The organism is Bacillus manliponensis (assembly GCF_000712595.1).
Lineage (GTDB): Bacteria > Bacillota > Bacilli > Bacillales > Bacillaceae_G > Bacillus_A > Bacillus_A manliponensis.
On sequence record NZ_JOTN01000036.1, the window covers coordinates 1 to 14,922 of the forward strand.

The window sequence follows — 14,922 nt, forward strand, 5'->3', positions numbered from 1 at the left end:
CCTACTTCGATAGAGAAGAATTATATGAGTACAAACAAGAATATGAAGAAAAACTTGCAATTAAATTTTATGAAGAAGACAACCATGAAAAAGCAAGTTCATATTTTTATGGCAGTACACAATCAAAACAACAATCTTTAAATAAAGGGGCGTTAAAATGAAGAATATAACAATTAAAGTGTTAGGGCTTGTTGCAGTTTTTACATTAGCAATTGGCGTATATAGTCCTGTTGAAAAGAGTAATGGCCCGGTTAAAATGTTAGTGGAACATGGAAACGGTGGCGGTTAATTTAATATAAGGATACCGCCGACATTAGAATTTTAAAAAGCATAGTAATTAAGGGTAAATAAAGATTTCAAAAGCTATCGTCCGGAAGGTGAAGGGTGTCAAGGATTAACCAGAATAAGAGAATTCCCAGCAATATTACTACGCTAGTATCACCTACATTTGCAAAATATTTCCTTAACGTACAATTTTCTTTTTTTGGTCGTGCGGGGACTTATTAGTAGCGTCATAATAAAATGCCTCCATTCTATAAATGGTGTAGTGATCCTTGATAGATAAAAAATAGCCCACCAACAGGCGGGCTATTTACAGTTTATTCGCCTCTTGTTACAGTAACTGTACTAGATACTGACGATGGAGAATTAACATTCACATTCCAAAGGACATCTCCAGAGAAGAATCTAGCGTTCAAAGTTACATATCCACGGGCTTTAGCTGGTTTCCCACTAGAACGAATTTCTGTAGATTTATTAGTAGCTGTACCATCATTGATGCCTACTAAAAAATAATCCCATTTGTTAATTGTTACACTTCCGTCTCTCCAAAAAGTGCATAACCATCTCCCTTTAAAAGTCGCTATAGAAAATCCACTAGCGTAAAAAGTTTTTTTATGATTTACATATAACTTTGATGAAAAAGAATCTGCCATTGGTACTACTGCAGCATTATATTCCATCGCCGGTGTCATTTCTAATTCATCCACAACAGTTAATCCATTTGAGGCAACATAAGTTGAAACAGGATTCTCTAATGAAACTTCTGGCATATTTTCATTAATCTCTTTTTCAATTTCAGGAGTTAAAAGAGTCCCTAAATCAACTTGTTCAGATCGTTCGGAAGCTTTTGCTGTATTGTTCGGAAAAGTAAACATACCAAACATTAAAACAGCTAATAATACAGACATAATTTTTTTCATAACGATTTCCCCCTAACATGTTATTTTTGTTACAATATTCAGTATAATATAAAAGATTTAAAAAACAACCATTTTATGGACAAGGAGGTAATTTATGTATATTTTAGTAGCCATCTATACAATTATTCCTGTTTTAATAGCTTTAATTGTTCATAATTATATTCCAAAAAATAAAATCATCATTAGTCTCACATCACTACTATTAAGTTTTATATTTTTAATATTATTTTTCCATACTCCTTCGTTGACTTGGTCTATACTTCTAGCCTTAGCGTTATTTTTTATATGTTTGAAAATCAAAAGTAATCAAAAAAAGAAGCACTTACATTAAGTGCTTCTTTTTTTGATTACTTTTGAGGTTCGACCGAGATACGTGTATAAAAGCCCGTTTGGAAATAAAAGTAAGGCCATGACTCAAAATACATGTATCTCGTCTAGACACATCTATTCATTATCTATTTAGTATACTTTGTCTTATTCCCCTTTTTCGAAGGGATGTACCAAACACTTTTTTTTCAAAATGAAAAAAGCCTCAACCACTCATGCAGAAGAGACTTTCTTTAATTTGCCTGCTAATTTTTATATCTGCTCTTTGAATATATTTCTGAACAGTCCCTTTAGATATTTGCAACATTTTAGAAATTTCATCCATAGAAAGACAATACCCTTTATGCATCATATAGACTTCCTTTTCATTCTCGGTTAACGTAGATAAGGCATCTTCTAGTCGAATACGATCCCATTCAGAAACTACACTTTCTTTTTCATTATTATCCCATTCGTACGGTGTTTCTGTACTTCTAAAGTATCGCTGCATTAGCAGTGGATCAACAGACTTCTCACGTTCATAAGCAGCTCTTCTTTCAATACCTCTTACATTACCTGGTTTTCGGCCGTTACACATCCATTCCAAAGCATAACGGACATCACTAATCATTCCAGCTATGATTTCCTTTGTTTTATCATCAGCTGCTTCTTTCTCTTGCTCTAAAGTACCTAGCGTTTCCTTATATTCAATAATTAAGTCTTGTACATCTTTAATAGATTCTTTCATATATCTTGCCCCCTATATATAAAAAAGAGCGTTGATATATTAAGAACTGTACTGATTCTTATATATCAACGCCCTCTATTCCGAACAAATGTTGACGATTATCTTTTTTTAAATGTTTTTGTAACATTAATATGGTATGTGAAATTATTTAAACCCTCTATTTTTCATTTGGTATGATACTTCTTGGCCATGTTTAACACCGAGCCGCTTCGCTATCAATGCATAGCTTAATCCTTCTTCTCGTAACGCTATTGCCTTTTTACAAATCTCATCCCAGTCTTTTCTTGTCCTGCGCTTCTTTATACTACTTTTGTCTGGTCCAACTTTTTCTTTTTCTTTTTCTTTTGGTTTTGCTCCTAAATATATACCGATTTGCTCAATACGTTGCCCTATGGAACATTCAACAAAACAAATATCAAAATCTTGCTTACTACGATGTCCACACATTGTACAGTATTGATCTTGTAAATCTAGAACTTCAATACGAATATTTCTTTTATCCATAGCGCTATCCTACTAATATATTTTCGTCAATACATTGTATGTAATCGACAAGCGCTCTATTTGTTGATTTCACTAAGTATGCTCTATCATTAAAAACTGCTCTCGGTATAGATTTAGAACCCCCTGCATTTGCTGCAGCAACATATTCTTTAATAAATGAGAATGGAGCAAGGAAAATAGTTTTCTCTTTACGGAATTCAATAAGAAAGAAACAGATAGCTCCCATTTTCTCCGCTAACTCTAAATAATCAATTTGATGTGCTGCTATATTCTTTAAATCAAATCGAGTCTCTACATCTACAGACTTTGCCTCAAAACATACAGCATACCCTCGATAAACTCCATCGTAATCCACTGTGGATTTCGCTTCCCAGCAGCTCTCTTTTATTTTTCCGAATTTATCAGTCTTCAATACTTTGATTGGCGTAGGGCGCTTATTCATAACAGCAATCCGTGCGTTTTTATACATCTGATTAGAGATATTAATTAAATGTTCAAATGCTTGGCCACGATTCCTATGGATCATTCTATTCCTCTCGCTTTCAATATATTTTTTGCAAATCGTAATTGCTGCTCTATATACGGATCATTTTCATTACCACCACTGATCAACCAATCTCGTATACGATAATCAATATCTTGTAATACCTCGATAGGTAATTTACCTGCCAGCTGATTAAGTTGTTGTAAGTATGTCATTATTCTTCATCGTCCTCTTCTTCATCATCTAACGGTATTAATCGTAATCGTTTTACACTGTCACCGCAGCGTTTCTCATAAACAGGAGCAGTCATATATCTTAAGAAGCTAATAGATTTATTTGTTTGTTCATGAATTTCTTGAATTGTGCCTTCTGTGATGAACCGCTCACCTTTATAAAGAGCATATATTTTTTCTCTCCATGAAATACTCATTTCGATACTCCTTTCGCTACAAAATGAAACTTTTATACTCATCAGTCGTCTAACATTTACACATTCTTAACATTATATCTATATCTAACTTTTTAGATGTATGTTAGTCTAATTAAGTCAGTCACATTATTTTTTCTTGAAAATTCCCCTTAAGCTGCCCTAACTCCCCCACATAGTTAGGGCTTTTTCTATACTGAAATTAAAACCTTGTATTAATATCCACTCTCTTGACGTTTAAAGTTCTCTTTATTCTTTTCTACATAAACGTTATATACATCATCAAAATTCCAACCATAATAACTTACGATTTTAAAAAAGGCATCGATTATAGCGATCAAATCCATTTTTATCCCATATAAATGACCATATGGCATTTTGTTATAAATACGGGATGTGTACTTATCCATATAGAAGAACATCTTATTAATGTTCGCAAAGCTTTGTTTCGTAATCACCACTGTTCCTAATTTTTTATGTAAATTAAACTCCAGGGCAACTGACAAGATGAAATGCAGCACATCCACCAATTCTTTAAGAAGTGTATCTTTAGGTTTTTTATATTTATCCGACCACATTTTAAATGCCATCGTATCGTTCCAGGCTTCATGTATTTCAACTTTTAACGCAAACACTTTGTTTAATTTCCGAACCACATGATCCTCGTAAGCTTCAGATTTCTCTTTCGCAATATAAGTATCTAGCGACTTCTGCATTTTAAACAATTCTCTTAGATCAACTACGTAATCTTTTCTTTCATCCATAATATTTGCCATCACTGTCAGCCCCTTAGTCTAATCTTTGTTCTGCAAAATAACGTGGAAATAAATCTGCAGCCGCTAGTTTCACTGCAAAATATTCTTCTTCATTTCCGTACAGTACTTCTACTTCACCACTTGTATTTGTTCCAGTTACAACATGAACCCATTCCTGCTCTTTCGTAATTGCAACATCATCTGGCCGGAACTCATTAATTTTTCTATTAAACTTTTCAAATGCACGCTGCCTTACAATTACAGCAATTTCTTTCTCAATTGCATGACGTTCTATATCATGAATAGCCTTCCAATCATTTATGTGATTAAATTGGAATCTATTATGTTCTGGCTGCGCAGCTGTCACTTTTACGAATTCCTTTTCATATAACACCCATTCGCCTACAGTAACCTCAAAGATTGGTTCATAACCGTATTGAATCGCCATAGCTAATTGAATGGCATTCTCCTTTGCATAAGCATATGTTTCAATGTAATTTAAGCATTGAGACAAGCACTGAGCTGTATCTACTGTTTTTCCCTTCACTTCATCTAAAACTCGAGCCACTTCTTTTGGTACTTTCACTGGTTCCATAACTATTTCCCCTTTATCTGGTTTGATCCACTTAGTAAAAAACGAATGGCATTGTCGCACTTGCTGCACCTTACGACTACGTTGTTATCTTGGACAGATACATCAAATAACTTTCGAACCGTCTGTATTCCACTCTCTTTTTCTAACTCTTTACATTGATTCCGTGTTATACATGAACACAAATCTAAAAACGGACAAACTTTTATATCTTTTAAGCGCTTTATAATGCTTGTCACTATTAAGATAGCTAGTTCTTTTTCACTCAGTTCATATAAATGGCGCTTGTCCGTTCTATAAACACCGAAACGTATTAATCTATTTATCAAATCCTGTTTATACAATAATTCTTCCACCTGCTAATTCTTTCCGTTACATCCGTTATAACGATACTGAATATTGAAAATAATATTACTGCAGTGCTCCTATCCGCACATATCTTCCGCTGCATATACCAGCTCAAGATTCTCTGCTTTTATCCTAAAGGATTTATCTGTATTATTTACTGCAACCGTTACAATCCCCGTTTCCTTGTCCTGGTACATCACTGTCATAGCGTAGTGTCCATCATTGGCCGCATCGAACGGATGGAACTCGTTATTTTTTCTCCCTTTTTTAGCAAAGACACGTCTTCGCTCTTCCAGTTCTTTCTCTCTTTCTGTAGCGCGGCGGCATTGCCCCGCATAAACCCATCCTGCCTCGCCTTCGCCCATAAGATTTGTATGTCCCCACTTGCCAAAGATTCTAATATCTCCAACCTCGAGATCTATATACATTTTCTCTACTGCAGCAAACATTGTATAATCCTTCGTTTCACAAGCTGTCCATTCACCTAATTCAAATGGAATCGTTACATTTCCTCGCACTGGTATTTGCATTGCAAAAATGTTCATTATCATTTCCTCCATCTCACAAATATTCGGTAACTCGTTCCGGACGAAATCCGGAATCTAAATATATTCGTATACTAATAGGCTCCTTGGCATTCCGTGCTGCCTTGCACAGTTCTTCTGCCGCGTCCCATGTAAATGTTTTATCCGTTGACCTGTGATAACGCCATATCGCCGTTACGTAATCGATAAAAAGGTCAAACTTCTCATCTGCTTTAAACGTGCGCGGCAGCTCGTCCATGCTTTTAGCATCAACAGGAATAATAGCGAAGACATCAACGAAACTAGGTTGACCTTGCTGACGCTGCACACGCGCTTCGCTCATATCAAAAGACTTTTTTTCTAAAAGAACCGGTATATTTCCGCAATCATCAAGCAAAAATGTTATTTGCTCGGTCATTGCTCTCACCTTCTTGGCTTAAGGTTATTGTAATCTTCTTCTCTAGCAACATTTTAATTACTGGATTCATCCAGAGTTCGCTTCCAATTTTACGTTTTAAAATTTGTATAATCGTAATAATTTCACTGGTTTTCAGAAAGACAAATTCACCTAATTTTTGTTGGTTAAATTCTCCGCCACGCTTTTCTATTTGTAGTTCAATTTGTTTCTCTGTTACTAATGCTTCAGCTTTACTTAGATCGAACTCCCTAACTTTTGATGGCCCATATTCTTTAATTAAGCATTTCAACATGTCTTGTATAACAAACATATCAACTACCTTCATTTCTAAATCGCCACGGCAGCTTTTACATAATGCTTTCTCGCTACCTTCTATGTACATATTTCTCAGATCATCTGCAGCTATTGTCTTGCTACAAACATCACACCAATTATCGTTATTAAATATATGACTCATATAATTCAACTCCCATTATGTTTTTTATAACAACTGCATATTAACTACTCATTACATCGTTATATATGGTATAATGGTTCGTATAACTGTTTTGGAAGGGCCCGTTTCTCAGACGGGTCTTTTCTTATGCCCTAATAACGAACCTTTTACATTGTCTTTTTTAACTATCCATAAGTTCCTATATTGGTTTGGTCGCCTGTTGAAATGGTTCTTCTGGATAAGTTAGGATATTTTATTTTATGTGCAGCTACATCATATAGATGCAGCTGCTGATATATAGATTTCAATTACCTAAGCGATAATAAACACTTTTTCACTTTCAATTTCTTCTGCTAACTGCTCAATTAGATACTTTTTAATATTTTCAATTGCTTCTAGTTTCCAAGCTCCGCCATCTGCCTCATGAATAGAGCAACGTGGGCCATCTTTCATACGGAAAATAAAGTTACTTTCTGGCTGATCAACTTCAACAAACGTTCTGTACGGTTGTAAAGAAACCGGATTAGGTACAGCTACTTCGCTAACTTGAACAACCCCATTTCTTGCCGTCACACTCTGCGAAATACCATTATCGCCATATGTTTTTACATCTTCTTCCGTTATGTTCCCTACTACCTTCAACATGATGCTTCTGTCCTCAGTTTCTTTAAATGCTGCTTGCAAATTGATAATAAAATTCTCAACGTCGTACCAATAACCAAAATCAAAGTTTGGCACAAGCGCTTCTGTTTTCACAAAAGTACTACGTTTATAGTTACCATTAATCTTTGTAAAACAATTAACTTGTGTTGGGCTTGCGATATGAATCATTAATCCCTCTTCTACATCAAAATTACTTTTTACATAGTCTACTAAACCAGATAAGCTACGAACGAAAAGTGCATTCGCTGTAGGCTCTTCTACTACATACAATTTACGTGTAGAAAACCTTTGGCCATCAATTTCCATAGTTTCTGCCTTGCTGAGATCGACAACATACTCCAACGCTTGTCTTTCAATCATTTTTTATATCCCCTTTTCTATTAATTAATTTGTTTTTTGCTGACGGAAATCTACCACACCACTCGTTGTTTCTTGCGGTGCAGCATCCTCAATCTTTTCACCTACATCATTTGAAATATCACCTTCAGTATCAATAAACATTTGGCCCTTCACACCCGATACCAGCTCCTGGCCAACGATATTCCCCTCTCGGTCACGTCCAACGATAATCCTGGAACCTACTTCGTGCGCTGGCGCTAATTTAGATGTCGCTTTTACGCTACAATCCCAAATTTCTCTCTTGGTATCACCAGTAATAGAAAGAGTTATCGTGATTGTTCGCTTGGCCTTCGGATCCGTATTAGGATCCGCCATGTTTTTCAGAACTTTATCAAACTCTGCATCTAATCTTTCTGCAACTGCACCTTGTGCAAAGCTATTTATATCAATTGCCATATGTTTTTTCCTCCTCTATACAGTCCGTATTGTAACCAACCGATTAAACTAACCTTGGCCTCCATACTTTTATGTAATCTATTACTTCCTCAAAATCTTTTTGGCGGATGTTATGATAACTATTTACTGCAAATGATGATTTTATGTCTTTCCAAATAGCTGAAAAAACTTTTTTTCTAGTATCATGAATCGTTTTATTTACAATTTCTTTTTCCCACAATTCATATACTCTTCTGTTAACAGTGTTACGTATAGCTTGTTGTTGACTATAATCCACTGTCATTCGTTGGTTAATATCACCTTTAATTTGTTCAACTTCTGTTTTTAATTGTTTTAAATCTTCTTCGTGTTGAAGTCCTAACTGCATAGTTGCTAAAAATTGCTCTCTAGATGACGGTCTTTGCTTGCTAATAAATTCTTTCATTCGCTTAAATTCTTGTAGGAACTTAACCTTCATCTTCATTGCTTCAGGAGTTACATAACTCATTGCTACAAGTGCAAAGGCATCTTCTGTTAAGTTATATTTGTTGTACCACTGTTTATTTTGTGGATGTTGATATTGGGTCTCCCCAAAGTTGGTGATACCCCACTGCTGCTCACCAGCTTCAATTAACTTTTCAATTTGGATTTCAATGTCTCTCATCACATGATCGTGACGTTTCCTAAATACCTCCGCAATTGTTAAACTGTCTGTTACAATCCTTCTACCTTCTACAAATACCAACTCACTAACTTCACCTTGAATCTCTTGGATACCCCTCATTATTTAAGAGCCTCCTTCATATCTAATAGCTTTATTATTTTTTCTCTAACATTCTTTCCTTCACGTTTATCACGGAGAATATCTGATAAATAAGCACTAGAAATCCCTAGTAAATTTGCTAATTCTTTTTGCTGCATATTTTTAGCGAATAGGGTTGCTCTAACTTTCATACCAAACTCGTTTGCCATTCTATTCACCTCGTTTTTTAGAAAATAAGCTAATTGTTTAGCTTACCATTGACACTAACTAACTTATTGATTAAAATAAACACATAGCTAAATAAACCTACACTCTTAGGCTTTATACGTTGGGGAACGCTTATTATGTCTTTGATTTAGTAGTGTTTGGAAAGCTAAATAAGTAGCTTATGCACATAAGTATATTATTCAATAAGTTAGTTGTCAAACGTTTTATCTAACTAATTGAATAATATACTTGTATGTTAGCTGGAGAGGTCGAATTACATGGGAATTACGGAGAGAATAAAAACTCTATGTCAAAATCGTGGAATTTCAGTATCTAGATTAGAAGAAGAGTTAGAGTTTGGCCAAAACACCATTTACCAGTGGAAAAAGAGAACCCCTTCTGTAGAACGTGTACAAAAAGTAGCGGACTACTTTGATGTTTCAATAGATTTTTTACTAGGAAGAACAGAACAAGAGTATACAAATACTATTACAAATATAGAAGAAGATACCAAAGACATTGGGAAAAGAATGGAAGAAATAAGAAATGATTTAATGAATACTGATGGATTAATGTTTTCTGGTGAACCTCTTTCTGAAGAAGCTTTGGATTCATTAATGGATGCGATGGAATACATTGTTCGACACACACACAAAGTAAATAAAAGATCCATCCAAAAAAAGTCCATATCAGAGATTGATTAAAGGAGGTGTAGATTCAATTGGGTTATTATGAAAAAGGCATAGCACTAGAATTAGCAAAAAAATTTCAAACAACAAACCCTTTTGAAATAGCCGAACATTTAAAGATTCATGTCTTTTATAAAAATTTACATCCAAGCATCATGGGTTTTTATAAAAATTATGAAGGAAACCAATATATATGTATTAACGAAAACTTAAATGCTCAAGAACAAATTATAACTTGTTCACATGAACTAGGGCATTGCCTAATGCATAAGGATGTCAACACTCCATTTTTACGAACTAATACATTTTTATCTGTAGATAAATTCGAAAGACAAGCAAATTTATTTGCAGTAGAACTGTTAGTTCCAGATGAAAACTGGCATGCTTATGCAACAGAACTAATAACGATAAATGCCATTTCGAAGCACACAGGTATTCCAGAGGATTTACTTTTATTAAAGTACAAAAAACTATCTAGGTTCCTAGTTTAATACTTAAAGAGCTTCTCTGTTTTATCTGTTCAACAAGTGGTACTACAAATTTTAGAATAATAAGCAATGCTAGCAAAGGTTTACCCTTTATATCAATTCGACAATATATGACAATGTAAAGATTTTATTTTTGCTATAATTTATTAATTATCTATACTTCAATACTTAAGGAGAGACATCTATGAAAAAGAAACTAATGACAGCATTATTTTGTAGTTCTTTATTTTTAGGATTAGCAGCATGCGATTCTGAAGAATCTTCTTCGAAGGAAAAACAAGCAAACGCAACAGAAACAAGTGAAGCTTCTCAAGGTGATAAAGATGTATATCAAAAAGAAGTAAAAGCTGAGATTAACTCTTTTGTTGCAGAATATGATGCGATTTGGAATGAGCATTGGAAACCAGTATGGACCGAAGCCAGCGAGAACCCTAACATGGATCAAGCGAAAATTAAAGAACAAATGGAGACTATCCAAACTAAATACACTGATTTATCAACAAGAATTAAAGCATCCACTATTAACGATAAATTAAGTGATGAGACGATAAAAGAAGATCTAAATACATTCAAAAAAGAATTTTCTTTAGCTGCAATGTACCGATCAGACGCTGCTAGAAATGTAGTTCAAGGTATCGATGGACTTGCTCCTATGAATGATAGAATGGAAGCTGCTAAAAAGAATGTGGAGTTATCGGATGAAAAGATGATGTCAGCTGTTGCTGCAACTGCTGACATCGAAGTAAAGTTAGGTTCTTCAAAATAATAGGTTTCTCCATATTGATAGACTTGGAGGGATTAGATATGAATAATGTAATTGATTTAGAAAATGTAAGAATGAAAAAACATCAAAATAAGCTTATCACTGTTCCAGTTGTCGAGCGTATCTATGTTGAAAATGGAACAATAAAAGCTGAAATTACCGGAGAACGTGAAATACCTAAAACAATGATTGATAAAAAATAATTTTATCCACATATCCACAAAAAAAAGACCGCCAAAATCGACGGTCTTTTCTTTTTGTCTTCTTTTTTCCACATTCTTCTGTTATAGTTATTGGTAGATATATAGATTTCAAAACAAATATTTTAAATATAAAAAAACAAAAACCCCAGCAGGTTAGTTTTTAGATGGTTGAAGGTTGGTCGCCACTCTCCATGTAAAAACTTCGAAATAGAGGTTTTTGTGATTTGCGTTATTAAGTTAATACTATCTATAACGATAGTATCATAACTTTTAAAAAACGTAAACACAAAATCCTCTAGTTTCCTATACCCTTTTTTGCTGGGATTGGAAAATGGAGGATTTTTTATTATGTCAAAAAGCAAACGTGAACGTCGTATCAATGGTGAAAAAGCAAGTAAGGATTTATTTTTCCAATTATTTCAGTACTTATTCTATGAACCAAAATACAGAAAGCTGAGTAATGATGCTCGTGTTCTATATGCTCTTCTACGTGATCGTTACAAACTATCTGTTCAAACTTCAAAAAATGAGGATACATACATAGACAAAGATGGATATATTTACTGTATCGCAGATAATACTGAACTTAGCTATATGCTTATGGTATCAGAACCAACAGCTATCAAAGCAAAAAAAGAACTTCATAGTGTAGAGTTGTTGGATGAGGAACCTGTAAAAGATGGTTCTAATCGTTTATATGTATTAGAACCAGAATTAACAACTGACAATTGGATGTATAAATCTGAAATAGAGGAACTTCGCGAAAAGAAAAAAGCAAAGAAAGCAGCCGAAAGAAAAAGACGAAAAGAGAAAAAAGTAGCTGAAAAAGCACAAAAAGAAGCCGCCAAAACTCAACAGTCAGTTGGTGACTTAAAGAACTTAAGTCACCAGGAAAATAGCGGTTCGTCCGAAAATGGTGACTTAAATAATTTTAGTCACGTGACTAAAGAATCTTTAGCGTATACAAAAGTATTTAATATACAGACTGATTTTACTTACTTTAGTAAGTATGTAGGTAGAAGTATCCCTGAACTTATTGTTGATTTTTTCAAAGAATATTTCAAAACAACTAAATACGCTAAAATCGAATTAACAAACCTTTGTGAACAACAAAATACATTATTAGTATTTGAAGCAATTAAACGTGCAATTGATGGAGAACCGGACAAGCCTATTGCATACATAAAAGGAACAGTAGCTAAGTGGACTGCAGCTAAATGCGAAACATTAGAAGATATTTATACTTATGAAAAAGATCATCGTGAGAAGAAGCAACGTGAACAACAACCAAAAAGGAAAAAAACTTCTGTTCGTCGTAAAGAGATGGTTCCAGATTGGAAAAAACAACAAGACGAACAAGGAGAGCAAACTCCTAAAAAAGAGAAAATGGATGAAACAAGACTAGAATCATTTAAACAGCATGTTCTTGCTATTTCTCAAAAAAATAATAGAATTATTAATCTTGATGAAATCACACTAGATAATTATACAGAAATGGGAACGTATACGAATTTTGGTTTTGAATTTGACGAAATCACAGAAATTTTCAATACTGCAGGATTATAAAAATAATGTAGTGAGGTGTTGTTTACATGAATGATCTATCTAAACTTAAATTATTAATAGATTGGAAACACCCAGCATTTCATAAGCAAACGGTACGAAATAATATATCTCAACATTTATGGTTAAAGAAGATTCGTGTACATATGTTAAAATCCTATAACTATACGTGCGCTATCTGTAACTGCAAAGTACCAGTAGAAAAAGCTAGTCGTTCCTTGCATGTGCATGAAGTTGAAGAATACGACTTGGATAATTTAGTTTGCCATTTAAAAAAATTAGAGCTGCTTTGTGTAAATTGCCATAATATACATCACTTTAAACGAGCAAAAGCAGTATTTACACAAGAGCAAATGGTAAGACTTATTGAGCACTTCTTAGACGTAAATAATTGTGAATTTGAAGACTTTGTACGTTGTTATAACGCTAGAGAAAAACAAGATATAGAGTTAATAACAGCACGATTAGATCAAGACATTGTAAGTCATTATCATAACGGTACTTTTATGTATAGCGTATCTAAAGATGTACCGTTTCATGATGACATTGTGGCGCAGCTGCAAAAGAAGGGTTTATTGTACGAGGAATAATAGAAAATGTATTCAAGCACTTTTAAAAAAATAGTCATGAGGTGTTAATATGATTTTTTTGTTTCGGTTCGACATAAAAGAAAGCGGGATAGATTTTGTCTTGAATGAAAAAATAGCTGAAGATATGACTCCTTACTATGATGATTTACTTAGACCGTTAGCAATTTCTTTAGCTCGTACATTAAATTTTTATCGTGCATTTAGTACGGACCCCACAATTTTATACTGTAACATTCTGGACGATAACCAATTAGAAATTATGTTAAGCAAAGGATTGGGGCAATACATCGATGCTTATACCAAAAACCAAATTATTTTTGACAATGGAAAATTGATTGCAGAAATCCTAATGGAAGTTATGAGCCAGCATACAATAAAGTGAAACTTTACTCAGTGGGGGTTTTCTTCATCCCCCACTGAGTGTTAGTTGAACCAATCGGGCTTTTACGGGCTGTTAATCTCCCGCCTAAACTTCTTCGCTTTTTCTTAAGTTTTGAGGTGGGAGTCTTACGGCTCGCAAATAGCGGGATAAACAAATAAAAAACTGTTAGCAGATCACCGACAATCTGCTAACAGTCCAAAGGAAAGAACGATATGCATTACAAGTATATCATGTACGAGAGGAAGTTTTTATGCTTTTATCAGCAATGCCAACAATAGAAATATTAAGTACCGAAGCAAAAGAAATGATGTCTGCAGCATTTGAATACTTTTTGCTTTCTTTAGTGATAGCTGCACTTGTCTATTACGTTGTTGTCCCTAAATACGCATCTAGGTTCGTAAAAGGACTTATTGCTATAGGAGTACTTTCTGTGTGCTCTTACGTCTCATGGAACGTATTTATATAACTTCATTTTGCTGTGTAAAATATACTAGATGTGTACAAGTGTACTCTAATGTATTGTAGTGCACTCTATTGCGATTTAAATGTATTCTAATTCATTTTAGTGCACTGTATTATATCCTAGTTCACTCTAAATGCATTCAATATGTTGACTTTGACTCAACCTGTTTAATATAATTACAATAGTTGTAAGTTTCCTATTAGGAAATCAAATGTATATGTTTATAAGCTTTTTGCATACAATAAAAAAGACAGAAGCCTGAGAAACTTCTGCCTTTTGCGTAATCCATCACTATTCTGGAAGATAGAGGTGCGGTTATGCTGATAGTTTAATGTTTGTTCTTTTGAGAACCGCCCTTATCTTTTCCACGGAGTAGGGTGGTTTTCGCTTTTTTATATAAAGAATCAATAGACGGGCCTAAGTATTTTTTGCCAAAATAGCTGCCAATTCCTGTGACCAATCCGCCTAGTAGCAGGATTCCCAAATTCGCGATCATAAATATCACCTCCCCCCTACTATCAACTGGAAGAGATGATCACCACGCACCTACTATACATAGTGGGCTAGGATTACCAGTATATTGTATTATGTTTAAAGGTAGGACACAAGATATATGTACGAATTCTTTAT

The 14,922-nt window shown here is 34.2% G+C and carries 27 protein-coding genes and 1 pseudogene; 11 read left to right on the top strand and 17 right to left on the bottom strand.

What is annotated here, in order from left to right; translation table 11 throughout:
• Both BAMA_RS24775 and BAMA_RS25470 read left to right on the top strand, forming a co-directional pair.
• A pseudogene (locus BAMA_RS24775) lies at positions 1–161 on the top strand (tetratricopeptide repeat protein); the annotation flags it as partial.
• Positions 158–289: a hypothetical protein gene (locus tag BAMA_RS25470; RefSeq protein WP_265182701.1), complete on the top strand. Its 132-nt coding sequence runs from the start codon at positions 158–160 to the stop codon at positions 287–289. The pseudogene BAMA_RS24775 and the gene BAMA_RS25470, both read left to right, overlap by 4 nt.
• Before the next feature lie 310 nt (positions 290–599).
• Here BAMA_RS25470 and BAMA_RS22080 read toward each other — a convergent pair whose 3' ends face one another.
• Entirely contained in the window at positions 600–1,202 is a 603-nt protein-coding gene (locus BAMA_RS22080) for a hypothetical protein (protein ID WP_051759058.1), read from the bottom strand.
• A 94-nt stretch (positions 1,203–1,296) separates the two neighbouring features.
• Here BAMA_RS22080 and BAMA_RS22085 point away from each other — a divergent pair, with 94 nt between their 5' ends.
• Positions 1,297–1,533, top strand: a complete 237-nt coding sequence (locus BAMA_RS22085; RefSeq protein WP_034643837.1) for a hypothetical protein — start codon at positions 1,297–1,299, stop codon at positions 1,531–1,533.
• A gap of 201 nt (positions 1,534–1,734) precedes the next feature.
• On the opposite strand, the gene BAMA_RS22090 is transcribed toward BAMA_RS22085, so the two are convergent.
• The 15 genes from BAMA_RS22090 to BAMA_RS22155 form a co-directional block, all read right to left on the bottom strand.
• The gene (locus tag BAMA_RS22090; protein ID WP_034643840.1) at positions 1,735–2,256 is read right to left on the bottom strand and encodes a sigma-70 family RNA polymerase sigma factor; all 522 of its coding nucleotides are present in this window, start codon (positions 2,254–2,256) and stop codon (positions 1,735–1,737) included.
• 144 nt (positions 2,257–2,400) lie between these two features.
• Entirely contained in the window at positions 2,401–2,760 is a 360-nt protein-coding gene (locus BAMA_RS22095; protein ID WP_034643842.1) for a zinc-finger domain-containing protein, read from the bottom strand.
• 4 nt (positions 2,761–2,764) lie between these two features.
• Positions 2,765–3,286 carry a Holliday junction resolvase RecU gene (locus BAMA_RS22100; RefSeq protein ID WP_034643843.1) on the bottom strand — a complete coding sequence of 174 codons (522 nt, stop codon included), beginning with the start codon at positions 3,284–3,286 and terminating at the stop codon, positions 2,765–2,767.
• Positions 3,283–3,459, bottom strand: coding sequence for a DUF6877 family protein (locus BAMA_RS25035; RefSeq protein ID WP_200874715.1), 177 nt, complete (start codon positions 3,457–3,459; stop codon positions 3,283–3,285). Before BAMA_RS25035 ends, BAMA_RS22100 begins: the two co-directional genes overlap by 4 nt.
• Positions 3,459–3,674, bottom strand: a complete 216-nt coding sequence (locus BAMA_RS22105) for a hypothetical protein (RefSeq protein ID WP_034643845.1) — start codon at positions 3,672–3,674, stop codon at positions 3,459–3,461. Before BAMA_RS22105 ends, BAMA_RS25035 begins: the two co-directional genes overlap by 1 nt.
• A gap of 212 nt (positions 3,675–3,886) precedes the next feature.
• Positions 3,887–4,447, bottom strand: a complete 561-nt coding sequence (locus BAMA_RS22110) for a dUTP diphosphatase (protein WP_051759059.1) — start codon at positions 4,445–4,447, stop codon at positions 3,887–3,889.
• A gap of 13 nt (positions 4,448–4,460) precedes the next feature.
• Positions 4,461–5,021 (bottom strand): hypothetical protein, encoded by a 561-nt coding sequence (locus BAMA_RS22115; protein ID WP_034643847.1) that lies wholly within the window; start codon positions 5,019–5,021, stop codon positions 4,461–4,463.
• A 2-nt stretch (positions 5,022–5,023) separates the two neighbouring features.
• Positions 5,024–5,362: a Fur-regulated basic protein FbpA gene (locus BAMA_RS22120; protein ID WP_034643848.1), complete on the bottom strand. Its 339-nt coding sequence runs from the start codon at positions 5,360–5,362 to the stop codon at positions 5,024–5,026.
• An 81-nt stretch (positions 5,363–5,443) separates the two neighbouring features.
• On the bottom strand, positions 5,444–5,911 hold the full coding sequence (locus tag BAMA_RS22125) for a hypothetical protein (protein WP_034643849.1): 468 nt from the start codon (positions 5,909–5,911) through the stop codon (positions 5,444–5,446).
• Between the two features lie 16 nt (positions 5,912–5,927).
• Complete coding sequence (locus BAMA_RS22130; protein WP_034643850.1) at positions 5,928–6,308, bottom strand: hypothetical protein; 381 nt, start codon at positions 6,306–6,308, stop codon at positions 5,928–5,930.
• Positions 6,280–6,765 carry a hypothetical protein gene (locus tag BAMA_RS22135; RefSeq protein ID WP_034643851.1) on the bottom strand — a complete coding sequence of 162 codons (486 nt, stop codon included), beginning with the start codon at positions 6,763–6,765 and terminating at the stop codon, positions 6,280–6,282. Before BAMA_RS22135 ends, BAMA_RS22130 begins: the two co-directional genes overlap by 29 nt.
• Positions 6,766–7,056: 291 nt before the next feature.
• Positions 7,057–7,767: a hypothetical protein gene (locus BAMA_RS22140; protein ID WP_034643853.1), complete on the bottom strand. Its 711-nt coding sequence runs from the start codon at positions 7,765–7,767 to the stop codon at positions 7,057–7,059.
• 24 nt (positions 7,768–7,791) lie between these two features.
• Positions 7,792–8,202: a hypothetical protein gene (locus BAMA_RS22145; protein WP_034643854.1), complete on the bottom strand. Its 411-nt coding sequence runs from the start codon at positions 8,200–8,202 to the stop codon at positions 7,792–7,794.
• 43 nt (positions 8,203–8,245) lie between these two features.
• Complete coding sequence (locus BAMA_RS22150; protein WP_034643864.1) at positions 8,246–8,965, bottom strand: Rha family transcriptional regulator; 720 nt, start codon at positions 8,963–8,965, stop codon at positions 8,246–8,248.
• The gene (locus BAMA_RS22155) at positions 8,965–9,153 is read right to left on the bottom strand and encodes a helix-turn-helix domain-containing protein (RefSeq protein ID WP_034643866.1); all 189 of its coding nucleotides are present in this window, start codon (positions 9,151–9,153) and stop codon (positions 8,965–8,967) included. The genes BAMA_RS22150 and BAMA_RS22155 overlap by 1 nt, the downstream gene beginning before the upstream one ends.
• A gap of 276 nt (positions 9,154–9,429) precedes the next feature.
• Between BAMA_RS22155 and BAMA_RS22160 the strand changes: the two genes are divergently transcribed.
• From BAMA_RS22160 to BAMA_RS22190, 8 genes are all read left to right on the top strand, one after another.
• The gene (locus tag BAMA_RS22160) at positions 9,430–9,855 is read left to right on the top strand and encodes a helix-turn-helix domain-containing protein (protein WP_034643869.1); all 426 of its coding nucleotides are present in this window, start codon (positions 9,430–9,432) and stop codon (positions 9,853–9,855) included.
• A gap of 17 nt (positions 9,856–9,872) precedes the next feature.
• Positions 9,873–10,331 carry an ImmA/IrrE family metallo-endopeptidase gene (locus tag BAMA_RS22165; protein ID WP_034643872.1) on the top strand — a complete coding sequence of 153 codons (459 nt, stop codon included), beginning with the start codon at positions 9,873–9,875 and terminating at the stop codon, positions 10,329–10,331.
• 181 nt (positions 10,332–10,512) lie between these two features.
• Positions 10,513–11,094 carry a hypothetical protein gene (locus tag BAMA_RS22170; protein WP_034643874.1) on the top strand — a complete coding sequence of 194 codons (582 nt, stop codon included), beginning with the start codon at positions 10,513–10,515 and terminating at the stop codon, positions 11,092–11,094.
• Between the two features lie 38 nt (positions 11,095–11,132).
• Positions 11,133–11,294 (top strand): hypothetical protein, encoded by a 162-nt coding sequence (locus BAMA_RS24670; RefSeq protein ID WP_157406061.1) that lies wholly within the window; start codon positions 11,133–11,135, stop codon positions 11,292–11,294.
• 348 nt (positions 11,295–11,642) lie between these two features.
• Positions 11,643–12,860, top strand: coding sequence for a replication initiator protein A (locus tag BAMA_RS22175; RefSeq protein ID WP_084158085.1), 1,218 nt, complete (start codon positions 11,643–11,645; stop codon positions 12,858–12,860).
• A gap of 26 nt (positions 12,861–12,886) precedes the next feature.
• Positions 12,887–13,447 (top strand): hypothetical protein, encoded by a 561-nt coding sequence (locus BAMA_RS22180; RefSeq protein WP_034643877.1) that lies wholly within the window; start codon positions 12,887–12,889, stop codon positions 13,445–13,447.
• Positions 13,448–13,496: 49 nt separating this feature from the next.
• On the top strand, positions 13,497–13,829 hold the full coding sequence (locus BAMA_RS22185; RefSeq protein ID WP_034643881.1) for a hypothetical protein: 333 nt from the start codon (positions 13,497–13,499) through the stop codon (positions 13,827–13,829).
• 250 nt (positions 13,830–14,079) lie between these two features.
• The gene (locus tag BAMA_RS22190) at positions 14,080–14,295 is read left to right on the top strand and encodes a hypothetical protein (RefSeq protein WP_034643885.1); all 216 of its coding nucleotides are present in this window, start codon (positions 14,080–14,082) and stop codon (positions 14,293–14,295) included.
• A 325-nt stretch (positions 14,296–14,620) separates the two neighbouring features.
• Here the strand turns inward: BAMA_RS22190 and BAMA_RS25040 are convergent, their stop codons facing one another.
• Complete coding sequence (locus BAMA_RS25040) at positions 14,621–14,788, bottom strand: hypothetical protein (RefSeq protein WP_200874716.1); 168 nt, start codon at positions 14,786–14,788, stop codon at positions 14,621–14,623.
• Positions 14,789–14,922: the final 134 nt, after the last annotated feature.

What these genes read in the sequence shown, in the direction of transcription:
- BAMA_RS25040 (WP_200874716.1), bottom strand. Translation starts at nt 14,788, where the DNA reads ATGATCGCGAATTTGGGAATCCTGCTACTAGGCGGATTGGTCACAGGA.
- BAMA_RS22130 (WP_034643850.1), bottom strand. Translation starts at nt 6,308, where the DNA reads ATGACCGAGCAAATAACATTTTTGCTTGATGATTGCGGAAATATACCG.
- BAMA_RS22140 (WP_034643853.1), bottom strand. Translation starts at nt 7,767, where the DNA reads ATGATTGAAAGACAAGCGTTGGAGTATGTTGTCGATCTCAGCAAGGCA.
- BAMA_RS22115 (WP_034643847.1), bottom strand. Translation starts at nt 5,021, where the DNA reads ATGGAACCAGTGAAAGTACCAAAAGAAGTGGCTCGAGTTTTAGATGAA.
- BAMA_RS22080 (WP_051759058.1), bottom strand. Translation starts at nt 1,202, where the DNA reads ATGAAAAAAATTATGTCTGTATTATTAGCTGTTTTAATGTTTGGTATG.
- BAMA_RS22170 (WP_034643874.1), top strand. Translation starts at nt 10,513, where the DNA reads ATGAAAAAGAAACTAATGACAGCATTATTTTGTAGTTCTTTATTTTTA.
- BAMA_RS22095 (WP_034643842.1), bottom strand. Translation starts at nt 2,760, where the DNA reads ATGGATAAAAGAAATATTCGTATTGAAGTTCTAGATTTACAAGATCAA.
- BAMA_RS22155 (WP_034643866.1), bottom strand. Translation starts at nt 9,153, where the DNA reads ATGGCAAACGAGTTTGGTATGAAAGTTAGAGCAACCCTATTCGCTAAA.
- BAMA_RS22145 (WP_034643854.1), bottom strand. Translation starts at nt 8,202, where the DNA reads ATGGCAATTGATATAAATAGCTTTGCACAAGGTGCAGTTGCAGAAAGA.
- BAMA_RS24670 (WP_157406061.1), top strand. Translation starts at nt 11,133, where the DNA reads ATGAATAATGTAATTGATTTAGAAAATGTAAGAATGAAAAAACATCAA.
- BAMA_RS25035 (WP_200874715.1), bottom strand. Translation starts at nt 3,459, where the DNA reads ATGACATACTTACAACAACTTAATCAGCTGGCAGGTAAATTACCTATC.
- BAMA_RS22175 (WP_084158085.1), top strand. Translation starts at nt 11,643, where the DNA reads ATGTCAAAAAGCAAACGTGAACGTCGTATCAATGGTGAAAAAGCAAGT.
- BAMA_RS22180 (WP_034643877.1), top strand. Translation starts at nt 12,887, where the DNA reads ATGAATGATCTATCTAAACTTAAATTATTAATAGATTGGAAACACCCA.
- BAMA_RS22110 (WP_051759059.1), bottom strand. Translation starts at nt 4,447, where the DNA reads ATGGCAAATATTATGGATGAAAGAAAAGATTACGTAGTTGATCTAAGA.
- BAMA_RS22085 (WP_034643837.1), top strand. Translation starts at nt 1,297, where the DNA reads ATGTATATTTTAGTAGCCATCTATACAATTATTCCTGTTTTAATAGCT.
- BAMA_RS22185 (WP_034643881.1), top strand. Translation starts at nt 13,497, where the DNA reads ATGATTTTTTTGTTTCGGTTCGACATAAAAGAAAGCGGGATAGATTTT.
- BAMA_RS22090 (WP_034643840.1), bottom strand. Translation starts at nt 2,256, where the DNA reads ATGAAAGAATCTATTAAAGATGTACAAGACTTAATTATTGAATATAAG.
- BAMA_RS22160 (WP_034643869.1), top strand. Translation starts at nt 9,430, where the DNA reads ATGGGAATTACGGAGAGAATAAAAACTCTATGTCAAAATCGTGGAATT.
- BAMA_RS22100 (WP_034643843.1), bottom strand. Translation starts at nt 3,286, where the DNA reads ATGATCCATAGGAATCGTGGCCAAGCATTTGAACATTTAATTAATATC.
- BAMA_RS22105 (WP_034643845.1), bottom strand. Translation starts at nt 3,674, where the DNA reads ATGAGTATTTCATGGAGAGAAAAAATATATGCTCTTTATAAAGGTGAG.
- BAMA_RS22125 (WP_034643849.1), bottom strand. Translation starts at nt 5,911, where the DNA reads ATGAACATTTTTGCAATGCAAATACCAGTGCGAGGAAATGTAACGATT.
- BAMA_RS22135 (WP_034643851.1), bottom strand. Translation starts at nt 6,765, where the DNA reads ATGAGTCATATATTTAATAACGATAATTGGTGTGATGTTTGTAGCAAG.
- BAMA_RS25470 (WP_265182701.1), top strand. Translation starts at nt 158, where the DNA reads ATGAAGAATATAACAATTAAAGTGTTAGGGCTTGTTGCAGTTTTTACA.
- BAMA_RS22150 (WP_034643864.1), bottom strand. Translation starts at nt 8,965, where the DNA reads ATGAGGGGTATCCAAGAGATTCAAGGTGAAGTTAGTGAGTTGGTATTT.
- BAMA_RS22190 (WP_034643885.1), top strand. Translation starts at nt 14,080, where the DNA reads ATGCTTTTATCAGCAATGCCAACAATAGAAATATTAAGTACCGAAGCA.